At 64.9% G+C, this 15,571-nt stretch carries 16 protein-coding genes; 8 read left to right on the forward strand and 8 right to left on the reverse strand.

The features are described from left to right. Window positions 1-89 precede the first annotated feature (89 nt). Together CEJ42_RS06125 and CEJ42_RS06130 are read left to right on the forward strand one after the other, a co-directional pair. Complete coding sequence (locus CEJ42_RS06125) at window positions 90-410, forward strand: c-type cytochrome (RefSeq protein WP_079214259.1); 321 nt, start codon at window positions 90-92, stop codon at window positions 408-410. A gap of 13 nt (window positions 411-423) precedes the next feature. After that, entirely contained in the window at window positions 424-780 is a 357-nt protein-coding gene (locus CEJ42_RS06130) for a c-type cytochrome (protein ID WP_079214260.1), read from the forward strand. A 109-nt stretch (window positions 781-889) separates the two neighbouring features. On the opposite strand, the gene CEJ42_RS06135 is transcribed toward CEJ42_RS06130, so the two are convergent. Continuing rightward, entirely contained in the window at window positions 890-1,321 is a 432-nt protein-coding gene (locus CEJ42_RS06135; protein WP_088750435.1) for a DUF1841 family protein, read from the reverse strand. 245 nt (window positions 1,322-1,566) lie between these two features. On the opposite strand from CEJ42_RS06135, the gene CEJ42_RS06140 reads away from it, so the two are divergent. Next, the gene (locus CEJ42_RS06140) at window positions 1,567-2,820 is read left to right on the forward strand and encodes a branched-chain amino acid ABC transporter substrate-binding protein (RefSeq protein WP_243397796.1); all 1,254 of its coding nucleotides are present in this window, start codon (window positions 1,567-1,569) and stop codon (window positions 2,818-2,820) included. Between the two features lie 36 nt (window positions 2,821-2,856). On the opposite strand, the gene nth is transcribed toward CEJ42_RS06140, so the two are convergent. Further along, on the reverse strand, window positions 2,857-3,507 hold the full coding sequence (nth, locus tag CEJ42_RS06145; protein WP_088750373.1) for an endonuclease III: 651 nt from the start codon (window positions 3,505-3,507) through the stop codon (window positions 2,857-2,859). Window positions 3,508-3,535: 28 nt separating this feature from the next. Beyond that, window positions 3,536-4,243, reverse strand: coding sequence for an electron transport complex subunit RsxB (gene rsxB, locus CEJ42_RS06150; RefSeq protein ID WP_175354683.1), 708 nt, complete (start codon window positions 4,241-4,243; stop codon window positions 3,536-3,538). Window positions 4,244-4,493: 250 nt separating this feature from the next. On the opposite strand from rsxB, the gene CEJ42_RS06155 reads away from it, so the two are divergent. Then, window positions 4,494-5,633: an OpgC domain-containing protein gene (locus CEJ42_RS06155; RefSeq protein WP_088750374.1), complete on the forward strand. Its 1,140-nt coding sequence runs from the start codon at window positions 4,494-4,496 to the stop codon at window positions 5,631-5,633. 75 nt (window positions 5,634-5,708) lie between these two features. Here CEJ42_RS06155 and CEJ42_RS06160 read toward each other — a convergent pair whose 3' ends face one another. From CEJ42_RS06160 to fdxA, 3 genes are all read right to left on the reverse strand, one after another. Further along, window positions 5,709-6,944, reverse strand: coding sequence for a polyhydroxyalkanoate depolymerase (locus CEJ42_RS06160; protein ID WP_079214264.1), 1,236 nt, complete (start codon window positions 6,942-6,944; stop codon window positions 5,709-5,711). 365 nt (window positions 6,945-7,309) lie between these two features. Further along, window positions 7,310-8,383 (reverse strand): NAD(P)/FAD-dependent oxidoreductase, encoded by a 1,074-nt coding sequence (locus CEJ42_RS06165; RefSeq protein WP_079214265.1) that lies wholly within the window; start codon window positions 8,381-8,383, stop codon window positions 7,310-7,312. Between the two features lie 288 nt (window positions 8,384-8,671). Next, window positions 8,672-8,995 carry a ferredoxin FdxA gene (gene fdxA / locus CEJ42_RS06170; protein ID WP_079214266.1) on the reverse strand — a complete coding sequence of 108 codons (324 nt, stop codon included), beginning with the start codon at window positions 8,993-8,995 and terminating at the stop codon, window positions 8,672-8,674. Between the two features lie 364 nt (window positions 8,996-9,359). On the opposite strand from fdxA, the gene CEJ42_RS06175 reads away from it, so the two are divergent. The 4 genes from CEJ42_RS06175 to CEJ42_RS06190 all read left to right on the forward strand — a co-directional run bounded on the left by CEJ42_RS06175 (window position 9,360) and on the right by CEJ42_RS06190 (window position 14,542). After that, window positions 9,360-10,604 (forward strand): ABC transporter substrate-binding protein, encoded by a 1,245-nt coding sequence (locus CEJ42_RS06175; RefSeq protein ID WP_088750375.1) that lies wholly within the window; start codon window positions 9,360-9,362, stop codon window positions 10,602-10,604. 181 nt (window positions 10,605-10,785) lie between these two features. Continuing rightward, window positions 10,786-11,961, forward strand: a complete 1,176-nt coding sequence (gene pncB / locus CEJ42_RS06180; RefSeq protein ID WP_088750376.1) for a nicotinate phosphoribosyltransferase — start codon at window positions 10,786-10,788, stop codon at window positions 11,959-11,961. A 135-nt stretch (window positions 11,962-12,096) separates the two neighbouring features. Next, window positions 12,097-13,512, forward strand: coding sequence for a sodium:proton antiporter (locus tag CEJ42_RS06185; RefSeq protein ID WP_088750377.1), 1,416 nt, complete (start codon window positions 12,097-12,099; stop codon window positions 13,510-13,512). Window positions 13,513-13,561: 49 nt separating this feature from the next. Then, the gene (locus CEJ42_RS06190) at window positions 13,562-14,542 is read left to right on the forward strand and encodes a 2-hydroxyacid dehydrogenase (RefSeq protein ID WP_088750378.1); all 981 of its coding nucleotides are present in this window, start codon (window positions 13,562-13,564) and stop codon (window positions 14,540-14,542) included. A gap of 91 nt (window positions 14,543-14,633) precedes the next feature. Here the strand turns inward: CEJ42_RS06190 and CEJ42_RS06195 are convergent, their stop codons facing one another. Further along, window positions 14,634-14,891, reverse strand: coding sequence for an acyl-CoA-binding protein (locus CEJ42_RS06195; RefSeq protein ID WP_079214271.1), 258 nt, complete (start codon window positions 14,889-14,891; stop codon window positions 14,634-14,636). Between the two features lie 19 nt (window positions 14,892-14,910). Then, window positions 14,911-15,267, reverse strand: coding sequence for an FKBP-type peptidyl-prolyl cis-trans isomerase (locus CEJ42_RS06200; RefSeq protein WP_079214272.1), 357 nt, complete (start codon window positions 15,265-15,267; stop codon window positions 14,911-14,913). Between the last annotated feature and the right edge of the window lie 304 nt (window positions 15,268-15,571).

Raw genomic sequence — 15,571 nt, forward strand, 5'->3', positions numbered from 1 at the left:
CCAGAAGCAAGCCAACGAGCGCGACTGCAGTTTGCTCCGGTAGCAACAAGATTCGTTTCGTTTAAGTCCAATTTACCTACCCTGCTAACATGAAAAAACACCTTGTGTTTCTTGCATTGGCTGGCGTCATCGGCTGCGCGTCCGCGGCGGACATCGTCGGCAATGCCAAGGCCGCCGAAAACAAAGTCTCCATGTGCATCGGCTGCCATGGCATCCCCGGCTACAAGGCCACCTTCCCCGAGGTCTACCAGGTTCCCATGCTGGGCGGCCAGTCTCCCAAGTACATCGAAAACGCCTTGCGCGCCTACCAGAAGGGCGAGCGCAAGCATCCGTCGATGATGGGGATCGCCGCCAGCCTGTCGGACCAGGATATCGCCGACCTGGCCGCCTACTATTCGCAGCAGAAGTGAGGGGACGCACAAGATGAAAAAGATTCTGAACCGTTCGTCGGCGCTGCTGGCCGTCCTGTCGGCCCTGGCGCTGCAGGCGCATGCCGCCGACATCGCCGCCGGCCGCGCGCTGGTCGAGAAATACAATTGCGCGTCCTGCCACGGCAAGGACTACAACTCGCCGATCGACCCGTCCTATCCCAAGCTGGCCGGCCAGCATGCCGACTACCTCAAGCACGCGCTGACGGCTTATCGCCGCGGCGATACCGCCATGAACGGCCGCACCAACGCCATCATGTCGGCCCAGGCCAAGCCGCTGACCGACAAGGACATCAACAACATCGCTGCCTACCTGCACAGCCTGCCGGGTTCCCTGGTGCTGGAGAAGTAAGCGCATTGCGGCCGTCTTCCGCGCCAATGAAAAAAGCCACGCAGTCGCGTGGCTTTTTTTCTGGCGATCCCATCCCAAGAGCGGGAGGCACGGCGCGCCGCGCCGGCGCTCAGCCCTGGGCGCGCCGCCTGATGCTTTCAATGTAGGCCGCGCCGTCGGGCGGCACGCCGCTGCGCTGCGCGTTCCAGATCATCTGGCCCAGGCATTCCATGATTTCGTGGTGGGCGTCGTGCTCCGAGCCGCGGCGCTGGGCCAGCATCTGGAAGGCCGCGCGGATGCCGGGCGGCTGGTCGATCGAGATCTGCTCGGTGATCGACAGGTGCATCGAGAGGTGCAGGAAAGGATTGGTCTGGCCGCGCTCGACGGAGTAGTCGGCGGCCAGCGCCTGTTCGACGTCGCCCAGGTCGTCCTGGTATTCGGGATGCTGCATGATCCAGTCGCGCGCGATGGCCTCGATCGGGGTCAGGACTTCATGGTGCCGGTGCTTGCGGTAAGCTTCGCAGAAGAAGCGGCGGACATCGTGCTGGGACGGATTGAAGATCATGATGCTGCGGGACGGTGATTCGGAAATGCGCGAAGCCTCTATTTTACGCCGCATCGGCCCTCGCTTCAGGGCCGGCGTCGAAACTCGCAAAAAGTCTTCACGGCCGGCCCCGGCCGGTTTGTCTTGCAGTAATATTCTTGCCGGAAGTCAAGATTCGCAGAAATCGACGTCGCAAAACCCGGCCGGTCCGGATCAGCTCGATCCGCCGCCGATGAAGGCCGGGCACCAAGAGGGGAGATCGCATGCGTCTTGCAGGAGGCTGGTTGCCACACCTGATGTCCTGCCGTTTGCGCCGGCGCCTGGCCGCCGTCGGCCTGTTGTTGGCGGCCAGCTGCGCGGTCGGCGCACAGGCGCGCCCGCTGGTCGGTCGCCCGGCCGCCGATGCCGTTCCGGCCGCGGCGGCAGCGCAAGCCGATGACGACGCCACCTTGCTGATCGGCTTTGCCGGTCCGCTCACCGGACCCTCCGCGGGGGTGGGCAAGAGCATGCAGAACGCGGTGCAACTGGCGGTGGACGAGGCCAACCGCAAGGGCCTGCGCATCGCGGGCAAGAGCTACCGGCTCAAGATGACGGCGCAGGACGACCGCGCCGACCCCGCCACCGCGGAATACGTGGCGCGCTACCTGGTCAGCCAGCGCGTGGTCGGCGTGGTCGGCCACTGGAACAGCGGCGCCAGCCTGGCTGCCGCGCCGATCTACCATGCCGCGGGCGTGATCCAGGTGTCGCCCGCAACCATGAGCCGCAAATTCACGGCGCAGGCCTATCCGGCGGTATTTCGCACCATCCCCAACAACGACAGCGTGGGCCAGTTCGCGGCCGAGTACGCGGTACGCAAGCTGGGCGTGAAGACGCTGGCCACCATCGACGACCGGACTCCGTTCGGCCAGGGCCTGGCCGAGCAGGTGGCGCGCACCGCGCGCGAGCTCGGCGTGGAAGTGATCGGCAGCTATTCGGTCAGCGACAAGACCTCGGACTTCAACGGGCCGCTGCTGGCCATCCGCAAGCGCGCGCCCGACATGATCTTCTTCGGCGGCCTGGACTGGCAGGCGGGCCTGCTGGCCAAGGCCATCAAGCGGCTGAAGATCGACTCGCGCCTGATGGGCTCGGCCGGCACCGTGGGCCTGCCCTTCCTGATGCAGGCGGGGGCCGACGGCAATGGCGCGCTGGTGCTGGAGCCGGGCCCTGCGCCGGAAAAGATGCCGGGCTGGAAATCCTTCCGGCAGCGCTACGGGCAGAGCTTCGACACCAATATCGACCTCTACGCCACCTTCGCCTACGACGCCGCGCAAGCGCTCATCAATGCCATGCGCCAGGCCGGCGGCACGGACGGCGCGGCCATCGCGCTGGAGATGCACAAGCTGCGCTTTGCCGGCGTGAGCGGCACCATCGCCTTCAACGACGAAGGCGATCTGCTGCATCCGACCTTCACCATGTATGAGGTACAGGACCAGCGCTGGGTGCCGCTGTTCCAGGTCGGCGGCGGCACGCCGCGCTGAGATCGCGGCGCAAGGGAAAAGAAGGGCGGGAAGGGCTTACACGCCCTTTTGCGGCAGCGGGGTCTTCTGCCTGAATTCGCACAGGTCGGCGATCACGCAGTTCCAGCACTGGGGCTTGCGCGCGATGCAGGTGTAGCGGCCGTGCAGGATCAGCCAGTGATGGGCGTCCTGGCGGAATTCGGGCGCGACGAACTTCATCAGCTTGCGCTCCACCTCATCCACGTCCTTTCCCGGCGCGATGCCGGTGCGGTTGGAGACGCGGAAGATGTGCGTGTCCACCGCGATCGTGGGATGGCCGAAGGCGGTGTTCAGGACCACGTTGGCGGTCTTGCGGCCCACGCCCGGCAGGGCTTCCAACTCTTCACGCGACTCCGGCACCTGGCCGTCGTGACGCTCGATCAGGATGCGGCAGGTCTCGATGGTGTTCTTGGCCTTGGTGCGGAACAGGCCGATGGTCTGGATGTAAGGGATCAGGCCGTCCACGCCCAGTTTGAAGATCTTTTCGGGCGTATTGGCCACCGGGTAGAGCTTGCGCGTGGCCTTGTTGACCGAGACGTCGGTGGCCTGCGCCGACAGCAGCACCGCGATCAGCAGTTCGAACGGCGTGGTGTATTCCAGCTCGGTGGTGGGCGTGGGATTGGACTTGCGCAGGCGTTCGAAGATTTCGCGGCGTTTGGTCGGGTTCATGGACGGCTTTTTCTTGTGTCGTGGTCGGTCAGGACGCCTTGGGCGCGCTGTCCTGTTCAGCTTGCAGCTTCTTCAGGCGCGCGCGTTCCATCGCGGCCTGGATGATGGCTTTCTTGCGGGCCTGTTCGGCTTGCTGCTCGGGCGTACCGGCTTCGGCGGCTTCCACTTCCTTGAGCTTGGCGGCAGCCTTGGCGGCCAGGCGCGCGTCGTTCTCCTGCTTGTCGCGCTTGAGCCGCACGCTGCGCCAGTCGTGGCGGGCGCGCGCGGCGTCGGCCGCCTCTTGCGACCAGGCCTGCCAGCCGGTGCGGCCGGGCGTGGCGGTTTCCATGGCGATGCAGTCCACCGGGCAGGGCGCCACGCACAGCTCGCAGCCGGTGCACAGCTCATCGATGACGGTATGCATCTGCTTGGCCGCGCCGGCGATGGCATCCACCGGGCAGGCCTGGATGCACAGCGTGCAGCCGATGCAAGCCTGTTCGTCGATCACCGCCAGCAGGCGCGGCTGTTCCACGCCGTTGGCCGGGTTCAGCGGGATCACCGGCCGGCCCAGCAGTTGGGACAGGCGCGCGATGCCCTCGGCGCCGCCGGGCGGGCACTGGTTATGAGGGGCGCTGCCGTCGGCGATGGCCTGCGCATAGGGGCGGCAGGCCGGGTAGCCGCATTTGGTGCACTGGGTCTGCGGCAGCAGGTCTTCGATCCGGTCCGCCAGGGACGGGGCGGAGGACGGCGACGGCATGGACGATGTGGTGGCGGATGGCGACACGTCGGTAGGGCGGTTCAACAACGCAAAGGCGACATTATCCGGGGAAATCGGCCCGAAGTCATGCCGTCCGACAGCGGCCGGATGCGCCGGCGCAAGGCATCGTCCTTAGAACGACTCGTTATGAAGGGCAATCTGGCTGAACTTCGCACTTTTCCGGACATCCATTTCCAGAGCACCGGATGTCTCGCATCCGGATCCGAACCGGCATCGGCGAAGGCGCATCATGATCAAGTTCCCAGGCACCGCCGGCGGCGGGCGCTCCCTCGAAGTCGACTTCTTCCGCGGCGTGGTGCTGCTGATGATCGTGGTGGACCACATCTCGGGCAGCATGCTGGGGCAGTTCACCTTGCAGCGCTTCGCCATCTTCGACGCCACCGAGGTGTTCGTCTTCCTCGCCGGCTATGCCACGGCCGCCGCCTACACCTCGATTGCCGAGCGCAGCGGCAACGAGGCGGCGCGCTGGCGTTTCCTGCGGCGCGGCTGGCAGCTCTACCGTTCCTTTTTGCTGACGGTGGCGCTGATGCTGGCGTTGGGCCTGCTGTTTACGGCCCTGCGCCTGCATACGCCGACGCTGGACTACACCGACATCGGCACCTTCATCGACGAGCCGCTGCAGATCGGCAGCGAGATGCTGCGGCTGGCGCGCCAGCCCTACCTGTCGAGCATCCTGCCGATGTACATGCTGTTTGCCCTGGCTTCGCCGGTGATCGTGCCGTCGGTGCGCCGCCGCCCTTGGGTAACGGTGGCCTGCAGCCTGGCCATGTGGGGCGTGGCGCCGCTGCTGGCCCGGTTCCTGCCGGCGGTGACGCCCAACGGCTGGACCTTCAACCCCTTTGCCTGGCAGCTGCTGTTCGTCATCGGCGTGGTGTGCCGCCTGCATCCGCTCAAGAGCTATCAGCGCGAGGACGCGGACGCCGTCCTGCGCCGTCGCAAGCTCACCCGCGCGGCGGCGGCGGTGGCGATCGGTTTTCTCTGCATGCGCATGTTCGTCGAATTCGATCCCGGCCCGGTGTTCAAGCAGAACCTGTCCTCGCTGCGCGTGGGCAGCTTCATGGCCGTGCTGTGGCTGGTGGCGATGATGGTGCGCCAGGGCTGGATCCGCGAACTGGCCGACAGGTTGCCGCTGGTGGTGACGGTGGGGCGCAACGGGCTGGTGTGCTTCGTCTCGGGGACGATGATTTCGCTGCTGGCCGACATCCTGCTCTACCTTGCCACCGACGGCAGCCCGCGCAACTGGCAGGGCCTGGTGGCCGACATGTCCGCCATCGCGTCGATGCTGGCCATCGGCGTGGCCGCGCAGGCCTGGAAGGACTATCGCAAGCGCAGCAAGCGGGAGCGCGCGCACGCCGCGCATGCGCATTGATCGTGCGCGGACAAAAAAATCCGGCGCCGCACATCGGTGGGGCGCCGGATTTCTGTTTGCCTCGCCGCGATCGCGTCAGGCGTTTTCGCGGATGAAGGCGCCGATCTTGGGACAGACGATCTCGCGCCAGCGGCGGCCCGAGAAGATCCCGTAGTGGCCGGCCTTGGGCACCGTGAAGTGCTGCTTGCGGGTCTTGGGGATGCCGCTGCACAGGTTCTGCGCCGCTTCGGTCTGGCCGGAGCCGGAGATGTCGTCCAACTCGCCCTCGATGGTAAACAGCGCCACCGACTTGATGTCCTGCGGGCGCACCGGCTTGCCCTCGATCTTCCAGGTGCCGCGCGCCAGGTCAAAGTCCTGGAACACGATCTTGATGGTCTCGAGGTAGAACTCGGCCGGCATGTCCAGCACGGCGTTGTACTCGTCGTAGAACTTGCGGTGGTCTTCGGCCGAGGCATCGTCGCCGTCGCGCAGGTGCATGTAGAAGTCCCAGTGGCTCTGCGCGTGGCGGCGCGGGTTCATCGCCACGAAGCCGGCGTGCTGCAGGAAGCCCGGATACACCTTGCGGCCGAAGCCGGGGTAGTTGGCCGGCACGCTGTAGATCACGGTGTTCTCGAACCAGGAGTAGGGCTTTTCGGTGGCCAGGTCGTTGACCGACGTGGGCGACTTGCGGGCGTCGATCGGGCCGCCCATCATGGTCATGGTCTTGGGCAGCTTGGGATCGTTGGCGCTGGCCATGAGCGCGATGGCGGCCAGCACCGGCACGGTCGGCTGGCACACCGAGATCACGTGCACGTCCGGGCCCAGCGTGCGGATGAAGTCCTGCACGTAGTAGACGTAGTCGTGCAGGTGGAAGTCGCCTTGCTCGACCGGCACCATGCGGGCGTCGGTCCAGTCGGTGATGAAGACGTCATGCTCCTGCAGCAGCGCGCGCACGGTCTCGCGCAGCAGCGTCGAGTGGTGGCCCGACAGCGGCGCGACCACCAGCACGGTGGGCTGCCCGAGGGCGGAGATCTGGCGCGCCGACAGGTCCTTCTTGAAATGGATCAGGCGACAGAACGGCTTGGTCTCGACGACTTCTTCCACGATGCCGGTGGGCTTGCCGTCGACTTCCACTTCGTGGATGTTGAACTGCGGCTTTTCGTATTCCTTGGACAGGCGGTACAGCAGCTCGTAGCCGGCGGCGATACGCTGGGAGAAGGGAGTGTGGGCAAGCGGGGAAACCGGATCGGAAAACAGCTTGGCAGAGGTTTCCGCCCATTGCATCATCGGGTTCAGAAACGCGCGGTTGAGTTCATGCAGTTGATAAAGCATAGCTGACCTTTATACAAGCGCTGGCTGGCGGCCGTATCGTCCGGCGGGGTTCATGGCCCCGGCTTCAGGTCGGCGGCGAGCAAGCTTGTGCAACAAACGTTTGGCGGTGATTTTGCGCTGACACGGCCGCGTCAATCATTAAGTTGCGACTGTGTCAATATTGTCCGTGTTGCGACGCAGTAGGATAGCACGCTTGTCCGGGACTTCCCGGCGTTGGTAAGACCAAAGACAGAAAATCCCGAGGAAAGTTTGCGGCATTGCGACATGTTTATCGCAAGGCAATAAAAAAGCCCCTGCGTACAGGGGCTTTTTACCGTCCGGTGGGATGATGCCGTGCGGAAAACCGCCCGGCATCGCGCCATGGATCAGTCGAACACCGGGGTCTCGACGCCCAGGATCTTGTGCAGCTTGGGCGAGGTGGTGGTGTACTGCATGTGGATCTTCTTTTCCGGGAAGATATAGGGCGCGGCGCCGAAGGCGGCCAGCGCGGCTTCGTGGAAGCCCGACAGGATCAGCTTCTTCTTGCCCGGATAGGTGTTGATGTCGCCCACGGCGAAGATGCCCGGGACGTTGGTCTCGAACTTCTCGGTGTCCATCACCTTCAGCTGCTTGCGCTCGATGTCCAGGCCCCATTCGGCGATCGGGCCCAGCTTCGGCGACAGGCCGAAGAACACCAGCAGCATGTCCAGCGGCAGGCGGCGGGTGACGCCGTCGGCGCCGGTGACCTTGACTTCCTTGAGCTTGCCGTCGGCGATTTCGGTGCCGGTGACCTGGCCGACCAGGAATTGCATTTCATACTGTTCGCACAGTTCCTTCATCTTGGCCACCGATGCCGGCGCGGCGCGGAATTCTTCGCGACGGTGCAGCAGGATCACCGATTCGGCCTTGCCGACGAAGTTCAGCGCCCAGTCCAGCGCGGAGTCGCCGCCGCCGCAGATGACGATGTTCTTGCCTTCGAACTTGGCCGGATCCTTGACGCGGTAGAACACCTGCGAGTTCTCGAATTGCTCGATGCCGTCGACCTTCAGCGTGCGCGGCTGGAACGAGCCCACGCCGGCGGCGATGAAGATGGTCTTGGTGATGAACCTGGTGCCGGTGGAGGTCTCGACGTCAAAACGGCCGTCTTCGCGCTTTTGCACCACGGTCACTTCCTGGCCCAGGTGGAAGGTCGGCGAGAAGGGCTCGATCTGCTTCAGCAGGTTGTCGGTCAGTTCCTGGCCGGTGCACACCGGCACGGCGGGGATGTCATAGATGGGCTTGTCCGGGTACAGCTCGACGCACTGGCCGCCGACCACCGGCAGCGAGTCGATCACGTGCGCCTTGATCTCCAGCAAACCGAGTTCGAACACCTGAAAGAGACCGACCGGGCCGGCGCCGATGATGACGGCATCGGCTTCGATGATGCCGTCGACGGCAGCGCTCTTGACGTTGTTTTCCATGATTTTCTTGATATTCCTGTTTCAGTTCAGTTGAGAGGCTTTTTCACACTCAATTGGCTAGAGGCGGACGCCGGTTTGCTGTGAGATCAGTCTGCGGGCTGCCCGGGCCGTGAAGGCAGGCGTGCCGCGACGGTGAAAAGTCGGGAAGACCTCGTCTTCCGCATGGTCTTACCTGACGGTAAAACGCAAACGGCTGCGCATCTGGCTGGACGGTGCTGCTGCCTGGCGTGATGCGCAACCGTAATTCTGAGGGTATTGCCTGTGACGACGCTTGATGTGCCGCAGCGATCAGCGCTGCAGGTACTGCAGCTTGTCGGTCTTGTCCTTCCACTCTTCGGCCTCGGCCAGCGGGGCCTTGGTCTTGGTGATCGAAGGCCAGTTGCGGGCCAGTTGCGCGTTCAGGTCAATGTATTGCTGCTGGTCAGCCGGCACGTCTTCTTCCGCGTAGATGGCGTTGACCGGGCATTCCGCGACGCACACCGCGCAGTCGATGCATTCGTCCGGATCGATCGCCAGGAAATTCGGGCCTTCGCGGAAACAATCCACCGGGCAAACATCCACGCAATCCGTATAGCGGCAACGGACGCAGGAATCGGTGACAACGTGGGTCATAACTGTCCTATCTGTAAATTTTCTTAAAACCGATGGCTAACTGCGCCGCAATTGATGGCAATATGGCACGGTTAAAATCATTTCACAGCCGGTTTGCGTCACTGTTCAAGCCATTTCCGGCCGTCTTTCCCCGCCTTTCGGCGACCCCGGAAACACGCTGCGCAACCCGCTGCAAAGCCTTGTATTTTAAGGTAATTCGATTTTTCCCACAAATGAGGCTTATACAGATTACGTATAAGTAAATAAATAACTCAGCGATAGGACGCGCCGCCGCCGATGCCTTCCGGAATGCCGCAAACGCGCACGGGGCGGGGCGCAGCCACCCGCTGAGGAACCGCCCGAATCAAGAAAAGGATGTCCCGGCGTGAACGCTGAACAGCCCAAACAAGCATATCGTTTCCCCCTTCGCTCCCTGCTGGCCGGCTTCGGCTTGGTCACGGCAATCGGCCTGGCGCCTGCCGCCGGCGCCGCCGAGGCCATCCGCATCGGGGAGATCAACAGCCACAACAGCCTCTCGCCGGTGGGCCAGGCCTACCGCAACGGCCTGGCGCTGGCGCTGGAAGAGATCAACGCCGCCGGCGGCGTGCGCGGCCGCCCGCTGGAGCTGGTCGCGCGCGACGACGACGGCGACGCCGAGCAGGCCGCCCGCAACGCCCGCGAGCTGGTCGGCAAGGAGCATGTCGAGGTGCTGACCGGCACCATGCTCTCCAACGTGGCGCTGGCGGTTGCGCGCGAGGCCGCCAGGGGCAAGACCGTCTTTGTCGTGGGTGACGCGTTGTCGGATGCGATCACGCTGGACAAGGGCAATCGCTATACCTTCCGGGTACGGCCTTCGACCTACATGCAGGCCGCCATGCTGGCCGAGCAGGCGGCGCGCATGCCCGGCCGCCGCTGGGCGGTGGTGGCGCCCAACTATGAATACGGCCAGAGCGCCGTGGCCAGCTTCAAGCTGTTGCTCAAGCAAGCGCGCCCGGACGTGGAATTCGTCTCCGACCAATGGCCGGCGCTGGGCAAGATCAAGGCCGACGATGTGGTGCGCACGATGCGCCAGGCGCGCCCGGACGGCATCTTCAACGCCACCTTCGGCGACGACCTGCAGAAGTTCGTGCAGGCCGGCAACCGCCAGCAGCTGTTTTCCGGCGTGCGGGTGGTGTCCATGGCCTCGGCCGGCGCGCAGAGCCTGGATCCGGCCCAGAGCGAGGCGATCCGCGACTGGATCGCCATCGGCTACCCCTGGGACCAGATCGCCACGCCCGAGCACCAGCGCTTCCTCGAGGCCTATCTGAAGAAATTCAGCCAGCGTCCGCAGCTCTCGGCGGTATTCGGCTACACCACCATGATGGCCATCGCCGCCGGACTGAAGAAGGCCGACGGCGCCGACGGCGAGGCCCTGGTGGATGCGCTGCGCGGCCTGCAGCTGGATTCCCCGCTGGGCCCGATCGCGTTCCGCGCGCTGGACCAGCAGGCCTCGATGGGCGCCTTCGTCGGCCAGGTGTCGCAAAAGGACGGCCGCAGCAGCATGAGCAACTGGCGCTACCTGGACGGCGCGGCCTACCTGCCCAACGTCACCTACGTGCGCGGGCGTCGTCCGGCCTCGGCGATGAAGTGAGCGCGGCCGCCGGCTGTGGCGCCAGGCAGGCCATGGCGGACAAAGCCCCCTCGAAGCAGGGGGCTTTGCTTTTTTCGATCCGGGTTAAGATAGCGGGCGCGGCGCACCGGCGCCGTTCGGGCGGCCTTCATCGGCCGGCCTATCAACATGGCAGCATGCGGCCCGGCCGCATCCGGATTTCATGATCATCACATCCTTACTCGACACCGATCTGTACAAATTCACGATGATGCAGGTGGTGCTGCATCATTTCCCCGGCGCCCAGGTCGAATACAAGTTCAAGTGCCGCAACGAAGGCGTCGACCTCACTCCCTACGTGGACGAGATCCGCGCCGAGATCGCGGCCATGTGCCGCCTGCGCTTCAAGGAAGACGAACTGCGCTACCTGAGCAGCCTGCGCTTCATCAAGAGCGATTTCGTCGATTTCCTCGACCTGTTCCACCTGAACGAGAAGTACATCACGGTGCAGCCCGCGCCCGCGGGCAACGGCGAGATCGAGATCAGCGTCAAGGGCCCCTGGCTGCACACCATCATGTTCGAAGTGCCGGTGCTGGCCATCGTCAACGAAGTCTACTTCCGCGACACCCAGCGTTCGCCCGACCTGGAAGAAGGACGCAAGCGCCTGCGCGAAAAGATCTCGGTGATCACCGACGATGCCGAGCTGGCCGGCTGCAACATCGCCGACTACGGCACGCGCCGCCGCTTCTCGCGCAGCTGGCATGCCGAAGTCATCGACGAGATGAAGCAGCGCATGGGCACGCATTTCGCCGGCACCTCCAACGTCATGTACGCCATGCAGCACGGCCTGACGCCGCTGGGCACGATGGCGCACGAATACCTGCAGGCCTGCCAGGCGCTGGGCCCGCGCCTGCGCGACTCGCAGACCTTCGCCTTCGAGATGTGGGCGCGCGAATACCGCGGCGACCTCGGCATCACGCTGTCCGACGTCTACGGCATGGACGCCTTCCTGCGCGACTACGACATGTATTTCTGCAAGCTCTTCGACGGCGCCCGCCACGATTCCGGCGACCCGTTCGAATGGGGCGAGCGCCTGATCCAGCACTACCGCGACAACCGCGTCGACCCGTCCTCCAAGGTGCTGGTGTTTTCCGACAGCCTGGACTTCGACAAGGTGCGCGCGCTGTACCTGCGCTTCAAGGACCGCGCCAAGGTCGCCTTCGGCGTCGGCACCAACCTCACCAACGACCTCGGCTACACGCCGCTGCAGGTGGTCATGAAGATGATCCGCTGCAACGGCCAGCCGGTGGCCAAGCTCTCGGACACCCCGTCCAAGAACATGTGCGACGACCTGGCCTACGTGAATTACCTGCGCCAGGTGTTCCAGATCAAGGGCTGAGGCGGGCGCCGGGCAGAGATGCCCGGCGCACAGTTGAAAGTTTTTGCCGCCGGCCCGTTTGCGTCCGTGGCGCGCGGCCCGGCTGCTATAGTGTGGCACCTCTTCGCCACTCTTTGCCTTCTAGCCGGGACGACATTGCAGACCAGAGCCGCCTTTACTACCGCCATTGCCTCCCTGGGCTTCGCCTTTCCCTTGCCGGGACTGGCTGCCGAACTCGACGGAGCGGGTCTGTCCGTGGCATGGGCGGTGCCGTTCGCCGGCGTATTGCTTTCGATTGCCTTGCTGCCGTTGCTGGCGCCTTCGCTGTGGCACCACCATTTCGGCAAGATCGCCGCGGCGTGGGCGCTGGCTTTCCTGCTGCCGTTCGGCGTCGCGCAGGGGGCACACGCGGCGCTGGCGGTGACCCTGCATGCGCTGCTGGCCGAATACCTTCCCTTCATCATCCTGCTGACCGCCTTGTTCACCGTGGCCGGCGGCATCTGCGTGCGCGGCAACCTGCGCGGCACCCCGGCGCTCAATACCGGGCTGCTGGCGCTGGGCACGCTGCTGGCCAGCGTCATGGGCACCACCGGCGCGGCCATGCTGCTGATCCGCCCGCTGATCCGGGCCAATGACGACCGCCGGCATGTGGCGCATGTGGTGGTGTTCTTCATCTTCCTGGTGGCCAATGCCGGCGGCTCGCTCACGCCGCTGGGCGATCCGCCGCTCTTCCTCGGCTTCCTCAAGGGCGTGGACTTCTTCTGGACCGCGCGCCATGTGCTGCTGCCGATGCTGTTCCTGTGCGCTTCGCTGCTGGCGATCTTCTACCTGCTGGACCGCCATTACTACCTGAACCGCGAAGAAATCAAGCCGCTCGACCCGACGCCGGATGCGCCGCTGCACTTCGACGGCGGCATCAACTTCCTGCTGCTGGCGGCGGTGGTCGCGCTGGTGCTGATGAGCGGGGTATGGAAACCGGGCATCGCCGGCGAGATCATGGGCATCCCGCTGGAGTGGCAGAGCCTGGCGCGGGACCTGGGGCTGGTCGCGATCATCCTGTTGTCGTTGCAGCTGACGCCGGCGGCGGCGCGCGAGGGCAACGATTTTGGCTGGGGGCCGATGCTGGAGGTGGCCAAGCTGTTCGCCGCCATCTTCCTGACCATCGTGCCGGTGATCGCCATGCTGCGCGCCGGCGAGGAGGGCGCCTTCGCCGCCGTGGTGCGCGCGGTGACCGGACCCGACGGCCGGCCGGACGACGCCATGTATTTCTGGATGACGGGCCTGCTGTCGTCCTTCCTCGACAATGCGCCGACCTACCTGGTGTTCTTCAACACCGCTTCCGGCGATGCGGCCGAGCTGATGGGGCCGCTGGCGTCGACGCTGGCGGCGATTTCCGCCGGCGCCGTATTCATGGGCGCCAACAGCTACATCGGCAACGCGCCCAACATGATGGTCAAGGCCATCGCCGAGGAGCGCGGCATCCGCATGCCTTCGTTCTTCGGCTACATGGCATGGTCCGGCGCCGTGCTGGTGCCGCTGTTCATCGTCATGACCTTCATCTTCTTCAAGTAGGGCAGAATCGTCCTATCCGTCCATTCGAAAACAACGCAAAGAGACAGCCATGAAACAAAAGATCTTCGTATCCCGCGCCATCTTCCCCGAGGTGCTGGCGCGCCTGGAGCAGCATTTCGAGGTCCAGTCCAACCAGGAAGACCGCATCTATTCGGCCGACGAGCTGCTGGCCGCGGCCAAGGGCCGGGACGGCCTGTTCACCACGCCCAGCGAGCCGGTGACGGCCGCGCTGTTCGCCGCCAACCCGCAGTTGAAGGCGGTGTGCAACATGGCGGTGGGCTACAACAACATCGACGTCGCGGCCGCCACCGCCGCCGGCGTGATGGCCACCAACACGCCCGACGTGTTGAACGAAACCACCGCCGACTTCGGCTGGGCGCTGATGATGGCCACCGCGCGCCGCATCACCGAGTCCGAGCATTTCCTGCGCGCCGGCAAATGGAAGAAGTGGAGCTACGACAGCTTCGTGGGACCCGACGTGCACGGCGCCACGCTGGGCATCATCGGCATGGGCCGCATCGGCCAGGCCATCGCCCGCCGCTCGCTGGGCTTCGACATGCAGGTGCTGTACCACAACCGCTCGCGCCTGAAGCCCGAACAGGAAGCGCGCGCCAACAATGCGCAATATGTCAGCAAGGAAGAACTGCTGAAGCGCGCCGACCACGTGGTGCTGGTGCTGCCGTATTCGAAGGAAACCCACCATACCATCGGCGCCGCCGAGCTGGCGCTGATGAAGCCGACCGCGACGCTGACCAACATCGCGCGCGGCGGCATCGTCGACGATGCGGCGCTGATCGAGCACCTGCGCGCCGGCCGCATCGCCGCCGCCGGCGTGGACGTGTTCGAGAACGAGCCGGCCTTCAAGCCGGAATTCCTGTCGCTGACCAATGTGGTGTTGACGCCCCACATCGCCAGCGCGTCCACCCCGACGCGCCTGGCCATGGCCAACTGCGCGGCCGACAACCTGATCGCCGCCCTGTCGGGACAGACGCCGCCCAACCTGCTCAATCCGGACGTCGTCAAGGCCTGACATCCGGCCATCGCAATGAAAAACGGGCGCGCTTGAGGCAAGCGCGCCCGTTTGTCTTTCACGCCTGCGCCGCGAGGGCGCAAGGGCGCGGTCAACCCTTCAGGTCGTTGAACAGGTCGATGTACTGCTGCTGCGCATCGGCTTGCGCGGTGCCCTTGTTGGCGGCCCAGGCATCGTACTTGGCGCGCGCCACGAAGTCGGTCATGCCGGGGCGCTCGCCCTGCACGTCGCCGCTGCTGCCTTGCTTGTACAGGCCGTACATCTTCAGCAGCGTCATGTTGTCGGGACGCTCGGGCAGGGTCTTGGACTCCGCCACGGCGGCTTCGAATTGCTCTTGCAGGGTGCTCATGCTCGTCTCCTCCGGCCGCTCAGACGGCCAGCAGTTCGACTTCGAAGATCAGCGTGGCGTTCGGCGGAATCACGCCGCCCGCGCCGCGCGCTCCGTAGCCCAGGCCGGCCGGAATGATGAGCTTGCGCACGCCGCCCACCTTCATGCCTTGCACGCCTTCGTCCCAGCCCTTGATCACGTGGCCGGCGCCCAGCGGGAAGGCGAACGGGTCGTTGCGGTCCTTGCTGGAGTCGAACTTGCTGCCGGCGCTGCCGTCCGCATTCTGCAGCCAGCCGGTGTAATGCACCGTGACATGGCTGCCGGCCTTGGCTTCGTCGCCCGAGCCGACGTTGACTTCTTCATATTGCAGCCCGGAAGCTGTGGTGATCGTGGACATCGTGTTCCTTTCAGATGGGGATAATGTGCGGTCGTCGCAGCCGGCGGCCGTCCCGGCGAAAAGGATTCTGGCCTGTGCTTTTCGGGAGGACCGACGCACATGCTTTCGGGAAACTTTTTCGGTGGACGATGCAGCCCTTTTTCCTTGGTCTGGTGGGGCTGCAGGCCGCCCCGGCTGCGGGATGCGACCGGGACGGCTGGCAGTGTAAACCAAAACGGCGGAATTTTTGCAGAATGCGTCAGCGCCTTGTCAGCGGGATCGCATTGACATGCGTTAAGGTGCCAAGACGTGCCTTCCGCACGGT

The organism is Herbaspirillum robiniae (genome assembly GCF_002213415.1).
GTDB classification, from domain to species: Bacteria; Pseudomonadota; Gammaproteobacteria; order Burkholderiales; family Burkholderiaceae_D; genus Herbaspirillum; species Herbaspirillum robiniae.

Bases quoted from the DNA above. Each gene is read 5' to 3' on its own strand.
- CEJ42_RS06155 (WP_088750374.1), top strand. From the start codon at position 4,494: ATGATCAAGTTCCCAGGCACCGCCGGCGGCGGGCGCTCCCTCGAAGTC.
- CEJ42_RS06195 (WP_079214271.1), bottom strand. From the start codon at position 14,891: ATGAGCACCCTGCAAGAGCAATTCGAAGCCGCCGTGGCGGAGTCCAAG.
- CEJ42_RS06190 (WP_088750378.1), top strand. From the start codon at position 13,562: ATGAAACAAAAGATCTTCGTATCCCGCGCCATCTTCCCCGAGGTGCTG.
- CEJ42_RS06160 (WP_079214264.1), bottom strand. From the start codon at position 6,944: ATGCTTTATCAACTGCATGAACTCAACCGCGCGTTTCTGAACCCGATG.
- CEJ42_RS06200 (WP_079214272.1), bottom strand. From the start codon at position 15,267: ATGTCCACGATCACCACAGCTTCCGGGCTGCAATATGAAGAAGTCAAC.
- fdxA (WP_079214266.1), bottom strand. From the start codon at position 8,995: ATGACCCACGTTGTCACCGATTCCTGCGTCCGTTGCCGCTATACGGAT.
- pncB (WP_088750376.1), top strand. From the start codon at position 10,786: ATGATCATCACATCCTTACTCGACACCGATCTGTACAAATTCACGATG.
- nth (WP_088750373.1), bottom strand. From the start codon at position 3,507: ATGAACCCGACCAAACGCCGCGAAATCTTCGAACGCCTGCGCAAGTCC.
- rsxB (WP_175354683.1), bottom strand. From the start codon at position 4,243: ATGCCGTCGCCGTCCTCCGCCCCGTCCCTGGCGGACCGGATCGAAGAC.
- CEJ42_RS06125 (WP_079214259.1), top strand. From the start codon at position 90: ATGAAAAAACACCTTGTGTTTCTTGCATTGGCTGGCGTCATCGGCTGC.
- CEJ42_RS06130 (WP_079214260.1), top strand. From the start codon at position 424: ATGAAAAAGATTCTGAACCGTTCGTCGGCGCTGCTGGCCGTCCTGTCG.
- CEJ42_RS06165 (WP_079214265.1), bottom strand. From the start codon at position 8,383: ATGGAAAACAACGTCAAGAGCGCTGCCGTCGACGGCATCATCGAAGCC.
- CEJ42_RS06140 (WP_243397796.1), top strand. From the start codon at position 1,567: ATGCGTCTTGCAGGAGGCTGGTTGCCACACCTGATGTCCTGCCGTTTG.